Origin of the sequence: Haladaptatus sp. DJG-WS-42 (genome assembly GCF_037198285.1) — an archaeon.
Lineage (GTDB): Archaea > Halobacteriota > Halobacteria > Halobacteriales > Halococcaceae > QDMS2.
Map to the genome: position 1 here is coordinate 1,635,316 of NZ_CP147243.1, position 18,394 is coordinate 1,653,709.

The 18,394-nt window shown below is 51.5% G+C and carries 12 protein-coding genes and 1 tRNA gene; 4 read left to right on the forward strand and 9 right to left on the reverse strand.

Annotation, left to right across the window (positions count from 1 at the left end; genetic code table 11):
* Positions 1–18 precede the first annotated feature (18 nt).
* Together V5N47_RS09000 and V5N47_RS09005 are read left to right on the forward strand one after the other, a co-directional pair.
* A complete protein-coding gene (locus V5N47_RS09000) occupies positions 19–1,440 on the forward strand; it encodes an MATE family efflux transporter (protein WP_338726992.1) in 1,422 nt (473 codons plus the stop codon).
* Between the two features lie 41 nt (positions 1,441–1,481).
* Positions 1,482–1,554 (forward strand) — tRNA-Arg (locus V5N47_RS09005).
* 367 nt (positions 1,555–1,921) lie between these two features.
* On the opposite strand, the gene V5N47_RS09010 is transcribed toward V5N47_RS09005, so the two are convergent.
* The 9 genes from V5N47_RS09010 to V5N47_RS09050 all read right to left on the reverse strand — a co-directional run bounded on the left by V5N47_RS09010 (position 1,922) and on the right by V5N47_RS09050 (position 15,377).
* Positions 1,922–2,122 (reverse strand): hypothetical protein, encoded by a 201-nt coding sequence (locus tag V5N47_RS09010; RefSeq protein WP_338726993.1) that lies wholly within the window; start codon positions 2,120–2,122, stop codon positions 1,922–1,924.
* Between the two features lie 171 nt (positions 2,123–2,293).
* On the reverse strand, positions 2,294–2,803 hold the full coding sequence (locus tag V5N47_RS09015) for a hypothetical protein (RefSeq protein ID WP_338726994.1): 510 nt from the start codon (positions 2,801–2,803) through the stop codon (positions 2,294–2,296).
* Positions 2,800–3,441, reverse strand: a complete 642-nt coding sequence (locus V5N47_RS09020) for a hypothetical protein (RefSeq protein WP_338726996.1) — start codon at positions 3,439–3,441, stop codon at positions 2,800–2,802. Before V5N47_RS09020 ends, V5N47_RS09015 begins: the two co-directional genes overlap by 4 nt.
* A gap of 2 nt (positions 3,442–3,443) precedes the next feature.
* On the reverse strand, positions 3,444–4,856 hold the full coding sequence (locus tag V5N47_RS09025; protein ID WP_338726997.1) for a hypothetical protein: 1,413 nt from the start codon (positions 4,854–4,856) through the stop codon (positions 3,444–3,446).
* Positions 4,856–6,046, reverse strand: a complete 1,191-nt coding sequence (locus tag V5N47_RS09030) for a hypothetical protein (protein ID WP_338726998.1) — start codon at positions 6,044–6,046, stop codon at positions 4,856–4,858. The genes V5N47_RS09025 and V5N47_RS09030 overlap by 1 nt, the downstream gene beginning before the upstream one ends.
* A gap of 420 nt (positions 6,047–6,466) precedes the next feature.
* Positions 6,467–7,705 carry an ATP-binding protein gene (locus V5N47_RS09035; RefSeq protein WP_338726999.1) on the reverse strand — a complete coding sequence of 413 codons (1,239 nt, stop codon included), beginning with the start codon at positions 7,703–7,705 and terminating at the stop codon, positions 6,467–6,469.
* Entirely contained in the window at positions 7,702–11,562 is a 3,861-nt protein-coding gene (locus V5N47_RS09040; protein WP_338727000.1) for a hypothetical protein, read from the reverse strand. Before V5N47_RS09040 ends, V5N47_RS09035 begins: the two co-directional genes overlap by 4 nt.
* Before the next feature lie 310 nt (positions 11,563–11,872).
* Positions 11,873–12,565: a hypothetical protein gene (locus V5N47_RS09045; RefSeq protein ID WP_338727001.1), complete on the reverse strand. Its 693-nt coding sequence runs from the start codon at positions 12,563–12,565 to the stop codon at positions 11,873–11,875.
* Positions 12,566–12,623: 58 nt separating this feature from the next.
* On the reverse strand, positions 12,624–15,377 hold the full coding sequence (locus V5N47_RS09050; protein WP_338727002.1) for an alkaline phosphatase family protein: 2,754 nt from the start codon (positions 15,375–15,377) through the stop codon (positions 12,624–12,626).
* Positions 15,378–15,825: 448 nt separating this feature from the next.
* On the opposite strand from V5N47_RS09050, the gene V5N47_RS09055 reads away from it, so the two are divergent.
* Positions 15,826–17,874 carry a DUF5591 domain-containing protein gene (locus V5N47_RS09055; RefSeq protein WP_338727003.1) on the forward strand — a complete coding sequence of 683 codons (2,049 nt, stop codon included), beginning with the start codon at positions 15,826–15,828 and terminating at the stop codon, positions 17,872–17,874.
* A gap of 74 nt (positions 17,875–17,948) precedes the next feature.
* A complete protein-coding gene (locus tag V5N47_RS09060; RefSeq protein WP_338727004.1) occupies positions 17,949–18,392 on the forward strand; it encodes a DUF6884 domain-containing protein in 444 nt (147 codons plus the stop codon).
* The last annotated feature ends 2 nt before the right edge of the window (positions 18,393–18,394 follow it).

The window sequence follows — 18,394 nt, forward strand, 5'->3', positions numbered from 1 at the left end:
TTCAATTGGATAACACCAGTGAGTAGTGGCCAGACCCAGAGTTCGATAACCGAGGGGGGGCTGGCCCGACCGATGTTCCGCTTGGCGCTGCCAATTGTCATCACACAGCTCCTCCAGGTCGCCTACAACATCGCCGACACCCTGTGGCTTGGCCGCCTTTCGACGGCCGCCGTCGGCGCGATGAGCCTCGCGTTTCCGCTCATCTTCCTCCTCCTCTCTGTTGGCGGCGGGTTCACCGTTGCCGGGAGCACGCTCGTCGCCCAGTACACCGGCGCGAAGAGCGAAGGCTCCGCGGGCAAAGTTGCGGGCCAGACGGTGTCGTTCGTCACGCTGCTCGCCATCGCGCTTGGCATCCTCGGCTTTTTCGTCACTGAGCCAATGCTCGGTATCCTCCCAAGCGACCCCGAAACCGCACTCGAAGTCGTCCCGCTTGCCGCAGACTACATGCGCGTGTTCTTCCTCGGGACGCCGTTCCTGTTCGGCTTTTTTGTCTTCTCCGCGCTGATGCGCGGTTACGGCAACACCCGCACGCCCATGCGCATCATGGCCATCAGCGTCGCGCTCAACGTCGTGTTAGACCCCATCTTCATCTTCGGCTGGTTTGGCTTCCCCGCCCTCGGCATCGAAGGCGCGGCACTCGCCACGCTCGTCTCCAGAGCCATCGCCACCGGCCTCGGGTTCTACGTGCTGTTCCAGACCACCTCCGGCCCGGACGTGCGCCTTTCTGACCTCACCCCCGACCTCGATATCATCAAGAAAATCGTCTCCATCGGCGTCCCGAGCGCGCTCGAACAATCCGCAAGCGCGCTGGCGATGATTACGCTCACCGCCATGGTCATCACGTTCTCGACGCCCGTCGTCGCCGCCTACGGCCTCGGCAACCGGCTCATCTCGCTCGTGTTCCTCCCCGCGATGGGCCTCGGGCGGGCGACCAACACGATGGTTGGCCAGAACCTCGGCGCACAGCAAACTGCTCGTGCCGAACGCGCCGTCAAACTCGCCGCCGCCGTCGGCGCGGGCGTCATGCTCGGCGTCGCCGTCATCGCCGCACTGTTCCCCGAACCCATCGTCGGCGTGTTCCTCGACACGGGTACGGCAGACGCCGCGGAAACCATCCGCCTCGGCAGCGAATACCTTCGGATTCGTTCGGTGGAGTTCGCCTTCATCGGCGTCCTCCAAGTCCTCCTCGGGGCCTACCGTGGCGCGGGCAACACGAAGACGGCGCTCGTCTTCTCCATGGTCGCCCTCTGGCTTGGCCGCGTCCCGACGGTCTACTACCTCGCCTTCGTCGAAGGCATGGGTCCGACCGGCATCTGGTGGGGCATGGCCCTCGGCAACATCGTCGGCGCAATCGCCGCCGCCGCGTGGTTCACCCGCGGCACGTGGAAGCGTTCGGTCATCGACCAACCCGGCAAAGCAATGGCCGACGGCGAAGACTGACTCACAACGGTTTTACCCATCTCTCCAGTACTGGTTCGTGTGGGCCTGTAGCTCAGTGGACAGAGTCCTTGGTTCCGGACCAAGATGTCGCGGGTTCAAATCCCGTCAGGTCCGTCACGTTCTATGACGATTAGGATTCAACAGACTGCGGCTTGGTGTATATAAATCAAACGCCGGTCTGAATCTGGAGCTCGTCATGATACGTGCTTCAGGTCTTTCCCGTCGTGCGATTCGCTGAAGCCAACGTGTACGCGACGTGGCATCAATCCTTCGGTGGATGCACTCTCATAACTGAATGGTTCTGTTGAAACCCTTGTTCGGTGAGCTGTTTCAGCAGACGTGCTGAATACATAATGCGTACACTTCACAAACGGACAGTCTGAAAACGTCGCTATCGACAAGCTCGTAGTTATTATTAAACATACCAACTCGAGAAATCATCGACCACAACTCCTGTCGCCTCTACAAGAGCTGTTAGCGCTCAGATTTTCTTGGCCCGAACAAGATCATCGTACCTGTCGCCCACGAGATATCCTGTCAAGCTGAGGAAGAACAAGGCGGTGAGCGCCAGATTCGCGTCAAAATGAGAATCGGGGTGGCCGTGCATAATCCAGTGCCGGTGCTTGAAGAATTTCTCCAATTTGTTCTTGAATGCCGAGCGATCCCCTTCTTCTAGGTTCATGGGGCATAATGGCTGAACCAGCTATCGATCGCTTCCTCCTTGTCATCGCCCCAATAGACATCCCCTCCGATATCGTTGGGGTCTGATCCAGTCAGGTTCGGATCTTTTTCGCATAGCCAGCTGATGAGGGCGTCATGCGTTGAGATGGCCAGGTAGAGCGTCTCGTAGTAGTTAGATGTATCCGCATCGTCCCACTGTGAGACGGCTGGTCGGCTCAAGCGCATAGGAGAGCCCAAGCTCGCCATTGGCATCCGTGACGGTAGCCGAGGAGACTACGTCCTGCTGTGCCACCTTTGGGATCCGATCGACTTTTCCATCGGGTCGTCCTTCGAGGATGATGTCGTCTCCGGGATAGTAAATGAGCCGGGACAGCAGGTTTGCGATATCCTTTGGTAGGCGGTACGTCTCCACCAACCTGTGCATCATCACCTCGTTGTCGACGTTTGCGATGCTCGGAGGTTTCCGAGCGAGATAGCTGACGTTGTCGAGTTCGTCGCGGACGAATCGCAAGATGTCGAGCGCTGAGAGTGACGGGGTGTGCTCCTCGATGGTCCGGCGGTCCTCCTCGCGCCAGTCGTGTTGCTGGATGGGCGGCAGCTGGCGGTGGTCGCCTGCGAGCTGTACCTGCCCCATCTCGGTGACAAACGCTCCAAGGAGGAATAAGAGCGGCAAGTCCATCATCGACGCCTCGTCGACCAGCGCGTACTGGAAGATGTGGAGGTCAGCCGAGCCCCCTGAATGAGCTGATCGATTCGGTCGCCGTCAATGACCCCATCCATGACCAGCTTGTCGATTAGACCCCGGATGGTGACGGGTGGTCCGAAAACGAGGATGGGGTGCGACTCTGCGTCCTCGAAGTGCGCCTCGAACTCGCCAACGAGCGTGTCGCGGTCATAGTTGTAGCTGTAGTGCTCAATGAACTGACCCTGAATCTCCTCACTACCCGCAGGGATGCCGCTGGGATAAATCCGAAATAGCCGGACTGGCCGGAGGAGACAGCCAGCGGTGTCGAGCACCTCGAGGACGTCGTTCGCGTCGTCGAGCACTTCGTCGACCGCGTCGTGGGCGTGAGCAGATACTTGACCGGTGAACGGCTCGTCGCCGGCGTAGCTGAGCGCACGAGCCACCGCAGCAGGGGCGACGGTGTACGTTTTCCCCGTCCCGGGCGGGCCCTGCAGCCCAATGAGTTTTTGGCTGATGTCCCGCGCGAACGCCTCCTGCTCCGTGTTGAACCCGGAGCGCCAGTTGGCTTTGATGTCGTCGATGATCCCATCGAGCGCGGTGCGGTCGTACGGGGGAGTGTACTGATGTTGATACATGGTTATCGGTTGTAGAGGTCGTTGATATGGTCGTATAGGCTGTTCCCCGAGGAACCACCCGCCGCGTTGGCGGCAGCAGCGAGGGCCGGGAAAGCGCGCATCTTGTCGATGGAGTCCGCGAACCCGTCGAGGACGTAGTGGCGGCCAGTCTGGAGCACCGTCGTAAGGTGGTCCGGAGCCGGGAGCGGGTTCCGTCCTGTGGCCGTCCCGACCTCCACCTCGGGGGTTCGGTGGCTCGTGACGCACGGGACGTTCGCTCGGAGCCAGGTACCCGTGTCCATACAGTTCAGCTGGATGTAGCCCGTGTTCTGGTCCATCTCCTCGACGATGACCACCGTCGACCGGATGATGTGGGCACGGTCACCGAGTTCGCGGATGCGCAGTGGCGAGGCACCCATGTCCAGCTCGGTGACGACCATCCAGTCACCCTGTTCGACGGAGAGCGGGATGGTCCGATTCAGCCCACCACCAGCACCGATGCTGGTTGGGTCGACGATGTCGCCGTCGAGGTAGTAGTTAGTGTAGCGACCACTGTCGTCCTCCCACGCGTTAGTGGCCTGGAGGACGAGCGAGTGGCCGGACTCGACGCGCTCGTCGAGCGGTTGGCGGTACTTGTAGATAGCCCGCTTCTTGCTCGCGTCGTGTTCCAACAGCGCGTACTCTTGGATCGTCGACGCGAGCGACCCGCGCCCCTGCGAGAGCTGGGTCAATTGTGAGACGTTGAGCGGCGCCTTCGTCACCTTCGCGTCCTTGCCCGCGTCGGGCCAGGAGTTGCCGTTCGCCGGCACCTCGAGGCCGTGTTCGATGTGCGCCAGGGATGCGGCCATCCGCTTCAGAAGCGTCTCGATGTCCGCCTGGGTGATGCGGTCCGTGTGGCTGTCCGTTCGGTAGCGGTACCGCTGGATAGCGGCCTCCTCGTCGGGCGTGTTGGCCCATTTTGGAGTCAGTCGGTCACGCTCGGCCCAGATGTACGCCGCCGGAATCGTGGTCTCGTGGCGGTTGGCCATCGGGTATGATGAGCCGAACTGCGCCTGTGCATTCCCGCTTAGGATGCCAGGGGTACCGGTGTGGTTGATATTAAGCATGCCACCGGAATGGGTGTATTCTACCTCAAGCTCGAATAGGTCGGCGGCGAAGATTTCCGTTAGTGAAGGTTCCGAGCCGTGCTGGCCGTAGGGTGCGACGTCCCAGCCGAACCAGACGTTCCCGTCCCAGAATTGCGCGACAGTCTGGACCAGCCCGAGCCCGATGAACCGCATCTCGAAGCGTTGGCGAAGTTCATGCGAGAGTACCGAAACCATCTCCTGGTCGGGGACGTTCGTCGTCGGGGTGCCGGCGATGGCACCTCGGAGACCAAGCAGCGAGCGAACAGCGTCCGCCTCTCGGAGCTGTTCGTGACGCCGTACGGCGTTCATCAACACTTCACGCTGTCTCTCGGTGAAGAAGTAGAGGTGCGGGAAGCCCTCGTCGACAGTATAGGGCCGTCCGTCCGGGTGTCGGTCTCGGTGCTGATATCTGGTTTCAGCGTCCCGATAACCTGTCCCAACCGCTTGAAGAACCGGAAGAGGAGCGCCTGCTCCTGGTTTTCGAGCTGAGGGGGGTTACGGGGTAGCCGCTGTGGGTACGCCACGATGCTCTCTTCACCCTCGCTGCTGGTGATGTGTGCCGCGAGCGCAGCCACACAGTTGCGGACCGGGTCAGGCACCACCGTGATGAACACCTTGATGAGCGAGTGCGGTGGGTACTGGGTCTCGCCGATGTGACTCAGGTCGTCCGCTGGTAGCCCGTAGCCCGATCCCTGGATGGCGCCAGGCCAGTGGTCATGGTTGCCCAAATCCACCTCGTCAACGTACCGGGCCGCACCGACCGCAAGCTTCCGGATGTTGGAGATGTTCGTGCGCTCGCGGATGGCGTCAACGGTGCCTCCGGCACCGGCAGAGAACGGGATGTCCTCCCACGTGTCAACCTCGCCGTATCGATTGACGCCGGAGAGATCAACGAGATCAGCGAACTCCCTGAGCGACGTGATACCGATGTCGATTAACGTCTCCTGAACGCCCTCGTCGAGCTGGAGTAGTCCGAGCCCGAGCCCTGATGTCTCCAGCTCCTTGGTGAGGCACACTTGTTCGTGTGGGCACGCTGCGCAGCGCGGCGCCAGCCGTCGCTGCATCTTGTCGTAATCCCCGCCGATAGCCTCCGTGAGGGAACCGTTCGATGACAATGCAGCTTCCAGCGTTGAGGCCATGGTGCTGAACGAGAACGTGTCGAGGTCTCTCAGAGGCGTCGTCGAGAGCTCATTCTCGGGGGTGACGATGCTCCCCTTCATTTCAGCGTCGATGCCCGTTCCCTTGAGGGCTTGCTCGATTAGGAGGCCGTAGACGGTGGCCTGGATGCGATGGGAGGTCCGCTTAGTGACGGATGATTTGGCTTCGAGGATGTAGATGGTGACATCGTGCGCATCACCGGGACTGGCTGGGATGATTGCAACGAGGTCTGCTTTCCCAAGGACCGGCCAGACACCGATGCGTCCGCGCAGCTTCGCCTGCCACGCGACAGAGGGGCGTGTCCGGGGAGAGTCATTCGCGACTCCCCGCACCAACTCCACGAACTCGCTAGTGGCTGTGTTGTAGTTGGACGCCCATTCACCGCTGGCCTGTGGTCCGTCAGTAGGCAGGCCGTGCTGGTCCGTCGGGCCGTAGGTTCGCTCGGCGGTGCTGCCGACAGTCAGTAGTTGCTCTTGCTCGAACTCGCGGCCTACCGCCAGGTGTAGCGGGTTGGTCAGCGGTTTGCTATAGGTCTGGCTTGCGATGTGCTTTCCTTTGGAATTCTCTCAACTCTAACTCAGACTGGAAATGCCGCTCGTTCATATTATGATACAAAACAACTCTGGAGAAGCATAAATTGTCATTACCGCCTCGACTATTTGCTATTGAGTCTATTTCGAAGAGCTAATTCTGGGGATCTCCGACTCATTTTGTTGAACATTGTTAAATGAAAAGTCAACTGGTGTCACTCAGTACTCAGGCTAATCCAGATACTCGTCCAGCTTCGCGCTGCCTCCAGCGTGCCAACTCCGGCGGGGGCGAACTTTCACGGGGTTAATTGATTCACTCCTGTCATTCATTATATACGCGTACCCTGGTTCCTTTGGAATCTGAGTCATGTAATGGCTAATCTTTTTTGAGTCATGGAGTTCAGAGATTTTATCGCCTACCGCATCCGAATCCTGGCCAGCAGTCAACCGATGAACGATGAGAGTATCACACTGTGACAGGATGCGACTGTCCAATGCTCCCGGTTGTTGTGTTGCCATCACCAATGACAGCCCAGGTCGACGACCTTGGCGGACCCACTCGATAAGTGGGTCCGAGCTCGGCTCATTGTATCCCGATGGAGCGAACAGGTGTGCTTCATCAAGAAAGAGCCACACCAGCGGGAATTCGGTGGAGTGATCTTCCCCACGGATACGTCGGACTTCCTCACGACTTCGTTCGAAGCTCCGCTTGTTGTACATCTTCCGGACAAGAATCGCGGTGAGCATTGTTCGAACGTTCCATGGGAGTGCTCCCGCCCCACTTAGGTCTAGAACGACGAACTCACCCCCTTGTACTATGTCGTCTATCTGACTCCCAGAGGCACTAAATATTCCCCAACCTTGGGCTTTATTAAGCCGACGGAGCAACGCTTCTTTAATATTTCCTGCTTCCGAAGACGCTTCGACCCTGTCGATGAGATCAGAGAGGTCGTAGTACTTACCGTAATCTTCCTCTGCCTGTTCGATAACCCGGGCAAGGAGGCCTGACTGCGCTTGCGTCTCATCAATGTCGAGGAGAAATAGCCAATCACCGACGTCCAGCTCTGAGGGGTAAAGTTCGAACCCTTTGTGGAAATATTCCTTTGCTTCCTCGTACTTATCCTCCAATCCAGCTGGATAATAGACAGAGACTGGGTACGACTGGGGGGATAGCCCCCAATCATTCAAACTATCTGATTCAGGATTCTCGACCTGCAAACTCCAGTAGATACCCATTGCATCTACGATGATGCCAGAAAGGTTTCCTTTGGCCGCCGCTGGAAGAGTCATTAGCTCCTCCATTAGAACCCCTAGCGTGTGCGACTTGCCAGTTCCTCGCTTGCCACAAATGGTGACCATATGAGGGTTGTTGAGATCTAGATACACGTCCTCGGTGAGTTCTCCATTAGTGTCAAATCTCCGACCGAGATACGCAGCGAGTTCTTCCTTGTCACCACCGATGAGCGTCATTGATCTCCACCCTCCTGTGTCCATCGTCTTATCAACACGGCCTGCATCATTTCCGCTGTATCAGAGTTGATATCGAGCGCTCTGACTAACTGACGTACCTCCTCTTTGTTATTTAGGTCCTTGACGGCATCATTTAGGCTTGTTCCGGCGACCATTACCTTATCCGGGGAGACAGAACCGCCCAAGTCATGGATGATCTCTTCGAGATCATTCTCGTCGAAGGAGGCTTCTGCGAGCTTCTTTTCTGTGTCAATCCACTGACCCCAGAGACTGTTGTACTGCTTGGCATCAAATTCACCAAGAGACTGGTCCAGCATCTCGGAACATTGGTTGAGGAAGCGTTTCCCCCGATCAAGAAGTGCTTTCTCCCCTTCTGGAATTTGTGGCTCGTACACCTTGAGCTGTTCTCTCGCACGTTCTATTTTCTCTTCTTCTGTTTCGACGGCACTTGTAAAGCGAGACTGGAGGTTCTCTGAGTCTCTATCCAACAATTCCTGGTGTTCGGATGAATCGTACTGTTCAACGTTTGGGACGATTTGCCGCCGAGTACGACTGAGGTCCTCGTACACCATGCTGGAGTTAATTTCATCATCAATGAATCGTTGGATGGTACTCTCGATATCAGCACCTACGATAGATTGGTTGACATCGTGGCTGGCAAGATGGTCCCCAATGCTATCGATACACGAAATCTCGATACCGCCTGACTCGATATCAACATTACCGTTTATTAGTAAATCCAGGGTTTCCTTGCCAGAGATTACTGAATCCTTTTGACTGACAATATCTTTTGCCTCCTCAAGCTGTGCTACTAGATGTTCGAGCGAATCGTGGATTAGGAATGGTAGCCCTGCTTCAAATTCGTTGAAGTCGCGTACAGCACTGATGTAGTCCGATACATCTGTCTCTGCATACACATCGTACGACTGTATGGTCCGGATACGCTGTTTTAGATTATCGGAATCAGTCGTGAAATCGGTCTCAAGATCCTTCTCAAGTCTCTTGAGGTCAGCGACGTCATCAATGTCATCCAACTCACCATACTGTTGCTTCAGTGATTCAAGTTTTGTGAGACCCTCGTTGTCAACTCTCCCTTGGAGGAGAGCTTCCCGCTTGATAGCATCGTGGTATGAGCTTTTTACACTCTCACGAACCACCGTGACTTTACTATCAGGGAGAATAATTTTATCATCAGTGTCACCACCCAGCACGAATGGGGCACCATGAAGGCTAACTACCGCCAAGATAAGATACAGATATGCTTTTGCGACGGGTGCTACTTTTGAGGTCCCGAAAACAGTTTTGACGATCTCGCTGAAGCTTAATTCATCATTCTCCGCCTCTTTGAGTTCCTCCTCGAGTTTGTTGATTACCTTACGGGTACCTTCGCTGAATTCGTCTGTGACTTCGTAGGAGTCTCCGTCCTTCTTGAGGAACTGCTCTGACTCGAACTCAGAGAACATCTGTCTAAGCTCATCACCAGACTTCTTACCTCGGTCAACATTCGGAATATTATTCATCGTTTTTTGAATATCAAAATCAATGCCCTCGTAGAGCAATTTTCCCTTCTCTTGGAGGTTTTTTGTTGCATAGACAAAATCAAGGACATCTCCCCCAATATGTCCATTCGAGAATCCGAGAAGTTCAGTGACGTATTCTCCATTTCCGTACTGCCCTTTAGCGTTCCTGGTCACGTACCTCAACACCGAGAACATTCTCTCCGGCGATGTGAGCGCACCTACTTCATCAGGTATCTCTCTCCCGAGGATATCAAGAAGGGAAATGTTGAGGAAAACTCGATATCGCTTGAATTCATCTTCCCCGGGATAGATGTCGTTAATGTATGCTAGAAGTGTGCTGGTACTATTTTCACTATCGATATGTTCATCGATTTGTCTGTTCAAATCATCTTGAATATCGTCAGAGATGTTTGAAGCTCTATTATGGAGTTCACGGACAACGAATTCAGCCGGACGCTTGTCGTCTTCGCTGGGGCCAAGATGGATCCCAAATTTGAGTGCATCAGACTGTTTGATAGCCTCCCACTCTTCCGGAGGTCCCGATGTGCCAACTGAAAGGTACACTTTTTCTGTGTACTGAGTATCTCCGAGAACATCTATTTCTAGATAATTTGACCTGGAGATGATTTCAGAGCCTCCTTCGAGTTGGGTCTCCAGAGCATCTTTCCAGAGGTCCAGAGTACTTTTGATATCTGCCTCGAAATTTTCAATTGTATCCTCGACAAGTTTCGACGTTGGTTTTGTTGGGTCCGTAGTCGCGTTACCTGTGAGTATGTTTTGGTAGAGCACCAAGTATTCGCCATCACGGTCGATATATTCTGATTGGGATGCTGCCTGCCGAGTTAATTCCTTGACGCTGGTGGTGAGTTCGATTTCAGCATCCTTCGCAAGCTGCTCGACTTGTGCAGGAGAGAACAGTGCAGGTTGGTCGTTCCGATTTAGAATTGCTTCACGGGCGATAGCAGTAAGAATCCGTTGGAGCGAACGTGAGTCTGAATAGTCTTCCTCTATCTGTTCTTGAATCGTTCGTTCCCCAGGCAATTGGCTCAGTTCTGCCCGCTTGATTTTCCCTAATCGGTTACGAACTGAATCACCATGCTTGTACAGATACTCCCCATCAATACGACTCTCTCCGTCCCATTCTCGAAGGAACGCCATGAGAATCGTTTTAAAAGCTCGAAACGAAAGGACCACGCGATTGTCTCCATCCCCTGCTTTCTGGGAATCGACGACAGAGAGAACAATCTCGAGGGCATCGGTAGTAAATGGATAGGCGTAATCTTCATCTCCGGACTCGGCATTGTCGAGCGTTTCGTGCCACTCCGGAACCTCGTCACGATAGTCGGTGAGTAATGGATACGTGTAGAGATGATATAGTTCGGAGAACAGATGCATTGTCTCCCCTTGCGCGAGGTTAATGCTATAATTCACGCTACCTCTTATTCGATCAACCGTGTCCTCGGGAGCTTGGATGGAATCTTCAAGCTCCTCCAAACCAACCGAGTTAATGAAGAGAATGTATGGGGGCGCTTCCAAATTGGCGTGCGAGTCCACTGTGCTTCTCATCATCTCCCGGATGAGTCCTTTTAGGTCGCTTTTTTCGTTTGGCCCAATGCCGCGGAATGTCTGTTCAAACTCGTCAATGTAGAACGCGGGATATTTCCCTTCAGCCTCGTAGTATTCTTCGGCAAACCAAGTGACTGTATGATGGGCACCAGACGCTGAGAGAGACTTACAGGCACGAGAAATGTCATCTATTGACTCGGGTTCGTCGAAGAGTTGTTTGAGTTCGTCGGAGAGTTTTGGAGGCAGGTTATCGTATCTATCTAGCGACAGCGTAGATTTCTCATCGTCGAACCGGTCTAGGAGAACGCGTTCTGTCAGTTTCTCAGACTTGAGCACCGATTCGTATATAGCGAGAAGCAGTTCGTTAGGCGTGTTGTTATCCTGAAGGCTAATCTGGAAACAGTCGATTTCTGTCTCGCCATAGGTGAGTTGTGGGAACTCGACACCTCCTATTTCGGTAGGACCTAGGCAAAGGTCGGCGACACATTTCATAAGGACTGTTTTACCAGAGCCATAAGCACCGTGTAGAAATACCCCGGGTGTTTCCGTGGTCTGTAAGCGATTGTGGATACTGTTCAAAATCTCTTGGCGGCGGGGAGTGAGTATAAAATCCGACTCGTTCTCAACGAATGCCTCGAAGGTAGGGAGGTCGTTCTCATTGATAAGTTTCTGACACTCCTGTCGAACCCGACGGATTGTTTGCTGATCGAGAACCTGTACAACTTTATCTCGAACATCTTCGTATGACTTCTGCTGTTGTGTCGAACTCATGGCTTGATATGATGGAATGTTAGTGCGTGGGACAGTTCGTCTGCTTTCTCAATTATGTAGATTCGTTCCCCTGAGACCCTATGTTCCTGAATCATGTTTGGATACATTGCGAGGACAATTCGTTTTCCGTCTCCATCGTCAGTCTCGCGTCTTTGAACACCCGTGGACCATTCTTCACCGAGGTACTGTTGGATATCTTGAATGAATTCTCGAAGTTCGTCGTAACTAGATCGGACGTCGTCGATCGTGATAACGGCGATATTCTTTCCGGGCTGACCAATATACTCACGGATGTTAATAATCAAAGACATTAGGAAAGTAGTTGGATGTATTCCTTACCACCACGACGGTACACTCGAACTTCATTGTCTGCTTCAAGAGCGGACACAACCTCTTCCAGCCGTGAGATATCCCACCCAAACGTCATTACCGCCTTGTCTTCTAATGCGGAGTAAGACATCTCTGAGTCTTCTTCACGGATTATTTCCTTGATGAGTGTCCTATCGTCACCACGTAAATTAGTGTATATAGACGGGTTGATTTCATACCCGTTATCAACCTTCTCTACAATGCCGAAAGATTGGAGTATACCTCCTATTGTCCCGGCAGTTACGGTGTTTCCTCCTTCCCCCTCCGTCATCAACGTGTTAATTTCATCCGTTAGGGAGGAACCGAGGCCATATTTTCCCGAGTGTACCTTATCATCAAAGGCACCGATAGTGCGGTGGAAGTAAGTGAAATTGGTTCTTGACTTTCGCTCTAGCAATCGGAAGGCTTCTTGTTCAAATCTATCAGCATCCAGGAGTTGGCGACCTTCTTCGGTGAGTGATACAACTCCCTCATCGTCTCCATGGATGATTTCTATTGATGTGTTGTTGTCATCAAAGGCGAACTTTAGCCACTCGTCAACATCCTTGAATGGTTGAGATTCGCTTAGCTCATTCTCCTGTTCCATGAGCTCACGAAGCTCTGTTTTCGTGACCTTGTCCTTGTATCCCACCATCTCCACCAAGAGTCTAAGCCCTCGCAAGAACTCTTGACGTCCGATTCGTGGAATCGATTTATATGTCCTTGTCATGGAATGTCAGTTTAGCAGATGTCATCTCACTGATTGAGGTACCACCGTGATAAGCATGTGCCTTTGGTACATTCTTAGACACATAACGAGATAACAGGCCGATAGTTGGGTTGTCAAAGATGCTATTGCCTGCTGGCAGATATGTATCATATCCAAACTGAAATACGTCTATTGGAGCCGGTGCTGGTTGCCATGCGAACAGATACTTCGAACCGGACACAACAAATGGCTCAGACTGGATAGCTCTGAGTACCTCTGAATCAGAAGCCGATTCACAAGAGTCTGGTCCGAAATCCCGTGCTCGCTTGACGAGAGTCACATCGCTGAAGTCCCCAATCCCTAGGAGAATTGAATCCTCTCCATCATCGAATCGGGCCTCTCCCAGGTTCAATTTATGTGCGTGCAATACATCCACTCTGTCACTCAAGCTACTCTGGGTGAACCTCTCCTGATTGCGTACATCCAATACGAGATCTCTTTCTTGTCGGGTGATTTTTCCATGATCTCCCCCTATAACTAATTTCGGGGACTCATCGTGACTGTATTCTGAAATCAATTCCCCAACAGTCGAGACTAATTCGTCGAGGAAACTCCCTAATGATCGATAATAGTTCTCGAATTCGAACTCTGCCAAGTTTTTGTGCAATAGTGAATCGAAGTCTTCGATATAGACTACGAAGGTATCGTTGAGTGCTTCAATCCGTTTTTCGAGATGTTCTGACGGAGCATCTGCATTTCCTGTGAGTAGTTCTTTCCGTTCTTTGAGGTGGGACTCTAGCTTATTCTCAATCTCTTCATTGATTTCTTCGAGGTTACCTTCTCTTTGGAAGTCTTCCGTCAGCTTAATATTAGCAACCTTTCGAGCGAAGCGAGTTATGCCAGAGTCGTTGAATTTATTGTTTTGAATTAATTTATAGGATAAATTCGATTCTTCGCCAATGAAATCAAGCTTGTCGAGACTAACCCTGTTTTTTAGATTAAGGGCCTGATCTTCATTTTTCACTGTCCAGTTGTAGATTCCTGTTCGTTCAGCTGGGAGCCCTGTTAGAATCGTCGCCATTGCTGACGGAGTATAGGATGGTATATTCGAGTATAGTGGCTCGACATCAACAGATGGAGAATAGATATCCCACTGTTCCATCAGAGCGAAGTCCATGAACCCAAGACTGTCAATGATGACAACTATTTGCAGATCCTCACTTTCGTCGTCAATAAGTTCAGAGATATGATTTCGGTCGGGATTGTCAACAAGACTGGGGTACTCCTCCACAAGGGCATCGGAGAGCTCGTCGTACTTATCTACCATCGCTTGATGGTACGCATCGGTCCCCGATTCGCCATCTATATTAGTTGTGATAAACTTGGCCCACTGACTGAAGAATTCTGGAGCAGTATCCAGTGAAGCGTCCATCTGCTGAATCCTGTCTGCCTCAGCTTCAGCTGCACGCCGATATTCCACTCTTCGACGGGCCTCCGCAATGGCCGGAATAGAAGTAGACTCTAATCTGCTACCCTGACCACTTGCACGGGCCACTTCGTATAACTCCTCCAATGGGGAAACCCAATCCTTGGAATGGAACTCTTCTTCGATAATTGGTGAGCTACTGATGAGTTGTACCTCACTGACACACTCCAGGATAGAATCCACCTGATTGAATGCTTCTTCTCGCCCTGTAGGCGGTCGATCTCCAATTCGATCCGCTTCCATTACCAACTTATCACGCACAGAAAGTAGAAGCGATCTGATTTCTTCCTTGGAGGCATCTTGGTATAACAGCCCGAAATATTGTATAAGTGCATCAGCAGCGTCCTCCGGACTCCGCTGGTTGATTCGCTTTTCGGAGTCGAATAGACTCTGATAACCTCTTTGAACCTGTTCGATGAACTCTCGCCCCCCGTGACCTGCTAGCTCAAGTAACTCGTTGTTGAACAGACGGCCTTTGAGAAGTCTCTCGCGAGCAAGATCTCGGAACAGTGTCTTAACCTCACCATCTAATGCTCTCCATCGTGTTACAAACTGCCCAGTCTCGTCACCGTACTCGGTGCCATAACGTCGACATATTCCATACTCGTATACCTGCCTCTGTGCCTTCTCGGGAAGGTTCTCAAATCGTTCTACTGACCGGACGTCAAGCACGTCCAGATAGAACTCACGGAATTCATCTCTCTCGTCGCTAAATGATTGATATGAAACGTACATATCCCATGTGTCACCGATCTCTGTCGTCTCGAATACGGAGAGACTAGGGATATTGTCCAGCGCATGATTCAAATACGCTTGAAGAAGGAAATCCGGCAACCGAGTGGGGAGATGTTGGACATGATCTCCAGTCAGTTTTTTGTAAACTTGTCTTCTAACATGGTTAGGATCGTCTATTTCGAAACTCTCCGGCTGAAAAAAGCGTGTTCCACGGCAAGAGTCTATTTTTTGCACAAGTGGTGATGGACAGAAGAAAACAACATTCCCAGAACCGTCTTTTTTTATGATGAACTCCACGGCAGCAAAGATCGTCTCTTGTAGTTCCTTTACATTAGACGGCATCGGTAATGCGCGTGTAGTATCCAAGTCGCCGATTAATACGTTGAGTGCTCGCTTACTCTCTGGGATAGGATAATTGGTTGGAATATAGTTGATACCTCCAGACTTTTCCTGAAGTCTCTCTTTGGTGTTCTCCAAACCATCCAGAGGTTCAAAGGAGAACCATTCCTCAATAGTTTTTGATAACTCGTGAATCATGACATTAACGACCTAGCCGTACTAGTAATATTTTTATGAGATAGTATATCAAGCGACATAATATCTTCGGGTAGTCTCGAAGAAGCAGAACTAAGCAGAAAACTACGAATCTCCAGAACAACTCAAAGCCGGATAGTAATGTGTCGGCCTGAGAAAGGCGTGGCAAACATGACTTAGGTAAGTATTCCAGCTCAGACGGGGTTTTAATCTACACATCGTTAAATGTGATTTTAGATGATGGTTATATTTTAGCATAATGTAGTGCCGTACGGCTCGAGGCAGAGTGTTGGTTTCCAATTCAAGACCAGGGGCTGAACCGTGCCTACTGATGTTGTTCGAATTGGTCGCTCTGGTTATGTGACAGACCTACCTGCTGATACCTGTCTGTGTTAGACCTCACCGAGTTACGAAGGGCCTATTACATACAGAATTGAATCACTGATAGAGAATGCGAGGCTTCCGAGTAAATCACCGAGGTGAAGACGGGTATGGGCGCCGAGGCCAACTCCACGTTCGGAGAGGACCTGTAGAGACACCCGCACTCTTCCCCGTGATAAACCTCATCGGAGGCAGCACCCTTGCGTCAGGTAGCGGATGGCGACATTTTAGAGATAACATCCTCCACACCGAAGAACTCCAAGGAACGATGTTTCAGGCTATGAGTTTCTTGGACTATGGTGTCACGGCCAACACACTTCGTCGGTGGCGGCAGCGCACATTTGAGGAGCATCTTCAAAACTGGGATGAGTGGGATAAATCTAAACATATCAATTCTCCCATTTTTATCGACTCGGGTGGCTACCGCCTGATGAATTCGGATACGTTCGGTGAAGCGCCTACAGAGGGTGGTGCTGAGAATGAATGGGGAATTTATACCAATCCGGATAGTGTCCTGAAATTGCAAGTAGATTTTGGCGGGGACATTTTTGCGACATTAGACTACCCTATTCCCCCAGATCTTAAAGAAGATGAGCAAGATGAGCGGATGGAACGCAGCATTGAGAGCGCTGTTCGTTGTTTAAAACTAATAGATGACCCTGACAAGATCGAAATTCTGGAAGATGGGGATGAGAAAACCGTTGAGCGCTTGAAAAATAGAAAAGCAGCTGACGAAGAACCAGCCGTCTTTGTCGCGATCCATGGCCACGATCATGAGACGATTCATTGGTATGTTTCTGAGTTCTTAGAACGAGCAAAAGAAGAGGGAGTAAGTGACCAGTTCCACGGCTTTGCTATCGGCTCGTTGGTTCCGCTACGTTCGAAGATTGATGTTCTAGTCGATATCGTCCAGGGTGCCACCGAAGCGATCGGAGACCGAGACGATATCGCACTTCACGTATTCGGTATTGGAGGCAAGCAGGCATCCCTATTGTCATTACTTGGGGTTGACACATTTGATTGCTCCAGCCATATGCAATCTGCTCGCTTCAAAAAATACCTCGTACCGGAAACGTGGGACAACGTAAAACTCAAAGATATTGACAACTATCTGACTAGTGGTGGATGGCCCTGTAACGTACCAGAATGCCCGTTGTGTAGTAATTCGACAGAATTGATCCCAGATGAGTTCATGAGTTATGTCGATTCTGAGGATGGGATATCTCCTCAGAAATTTAAGGAACTGATATACAGAGAAGCGACGTATGGTCAAGATGGGTTCACAAAGGGATGGCTGTACGGCTTGCTTGCCCGTCACAACTTTTCGGTATATAATCGAGAGATGCAGCGTGTGCGGAACGCAATTGATGAGAATTGGTTGCTCGACTATGTCATTCAGTGGGCTCGCAAAGACGATCAAATTGAGCGTGGACTAAAGCGAGCTCAACTTAGGAATCCAGAACTTGAAGCAGAGCTGAAATCACGCGAGGCATATGACCTACTTTTAGGCTCTGAAATTGCAACCGACCAAGTGAAACTCTCTGAGTTCGGTGCCGATTTCCCTGAGGTGGAATCTAACCGGATCTCGCTGAAACATACTCCACGAGATTTCAATATTGCGAACAAGGACTACGATCCACATCGTGACGATAGTTCTAATAAAGACATTCTACTGATTATTCCATGTAGCCAGCGAAAGCCCTACTCTGAATCTCGTACACACAAAGCTGTGCTCAACAGACTGGAGCCAGTGAGAGATCGAATCCATAAAGTTACAATCTCTGGTATGTATGGCCCAGTTCCAGAGACAGAGGAAACAGCAGACGCTGTGCTGGAATACGAATATGTTCTGGCCAAACAAGATACAGAACAAATTGAACTCGTGACAGAACGCCTGGTTGATTACCTGCGAACTCACGGTGATTCATTCGACACCATTGTCAGCTATGCTGTGAGTAAGCAGTACCGGCAAGTCATCGAGAAAGCGTTCAGTGAATACGGACGAGGAAGTGTATTCCCAACGGATCCTGAAATGTTAGGATTCAAACAGCATTACAAGCGAGAGAATATACGTGAGTTACAAGAATTCCTAAGCGTTCCTGAGCAAGAATTGATTTAATTTAGACTTTGATCTACCTACGACTCAAGTAGTACTGTCGGAAGAATTAAGACATCTTGGTCTGACTTTCCGTTATGTCGACTCTGCTGGTTCAGTCCTGCTCTAAATCAAAGAATTCACCAGGGAGAGCGGTTCCTGCGATGGAATTGTATTCTGGATATTACTACAAAATTATCAAAAAAGCGAGAAGAGAAGGGGATCTTAGATCGGATATTGACATCTGTATCCTCTCCGCAAAATATGGACTAATTGATGCAAACGCAGAGATTACAGAGTACGATCAGAAGATGAATCGGGTGCAGGCTCTCGATTTGCAGGAGGATGTCGAAACAACCCTAATCAAGAAATTGAAAGAGAATAATTATAAAAAAGTCGTCATTAATGCAGGTGAAGATTATCGAGTTGCACTTAAAAGATTCATTCAGAATTCTGATATTGAAGTCGAGGTATTACACGGTCAGCTCGGAGAACGTGGAAGCGTTCTGAAAAAGATGATTCGTGAATCACAGAACACATAACA

Coding starts and splice junctions, on each gene's coding strand:
- V5N47_RS09020 (WP_338726996.1), bottom strand. CDS start 3,441: ATGTATCAACATCAGTACACTCCCCCGTACGACCGCACCGCGCTCGAT.
- V5N47_RS09025 (WP_338726997.1), bottom strand. CDS start 4,856: ATGAACGCCGTACGGCGTCACGAACAGCTCCGAGAGGCGGACGCTGTT.
- V5N47_RS09010 (WP_338726993.1), bottom strand. CDS start 2,122: ATGAACCTAGAAGAAGGGGATCGCTCGGCATTCAAGAACAAATTGGAG.
- V5N47_RS09055 (WP_338727003.1), top strand. CDS start 15,826: ATGCGAGGCTTCCGAGTAAATCACCGAGGTGAAGACGGGTATGGGCGC.
- V5N47_RS09015 (WP_338726994.1), bottom strand. CDS start 2,803: ATGATGGACTTGCCGCTCTTATTCCTCCTTGGAGCGTTTGTCACCGAG.
- V5N47_RS09045 (WP_338727001.1), bottom strand. CDS start 12,565: ATGGTGGGATACAAGGACAAGGTCACGAAAACAGAGCTTCGTGAGCTC.
- V5N47_RS09035 (WP_338726999.1), bottom strand. CDS start 7,705: ATGACGCTCATCGGTGGTGACAAGGAAGAACTCGCTGCGTATCTCGGT.
- V5N47_RS09050 (WP_338727002.1), bottom strand. CDS start 15,377: ATGATTCACGAGTTATCAAAAACTATTGAGGAATGGTTCTCCTTTGAA.
- V5N47_RS09040 (WP_338727000.1), bottom strand. CDS start 11,562: ATGAGTTCGACACAACAGCAGAAGTCATACGAAGATGTTCGAGATAAA.
- V5N47_RS09060 (WP_338727004.1), top strand. CDS start 17,949: ATGTCGACTCTGCTGGTTCAGTCCTGCTCTAAATCAAAGAATTCACCA.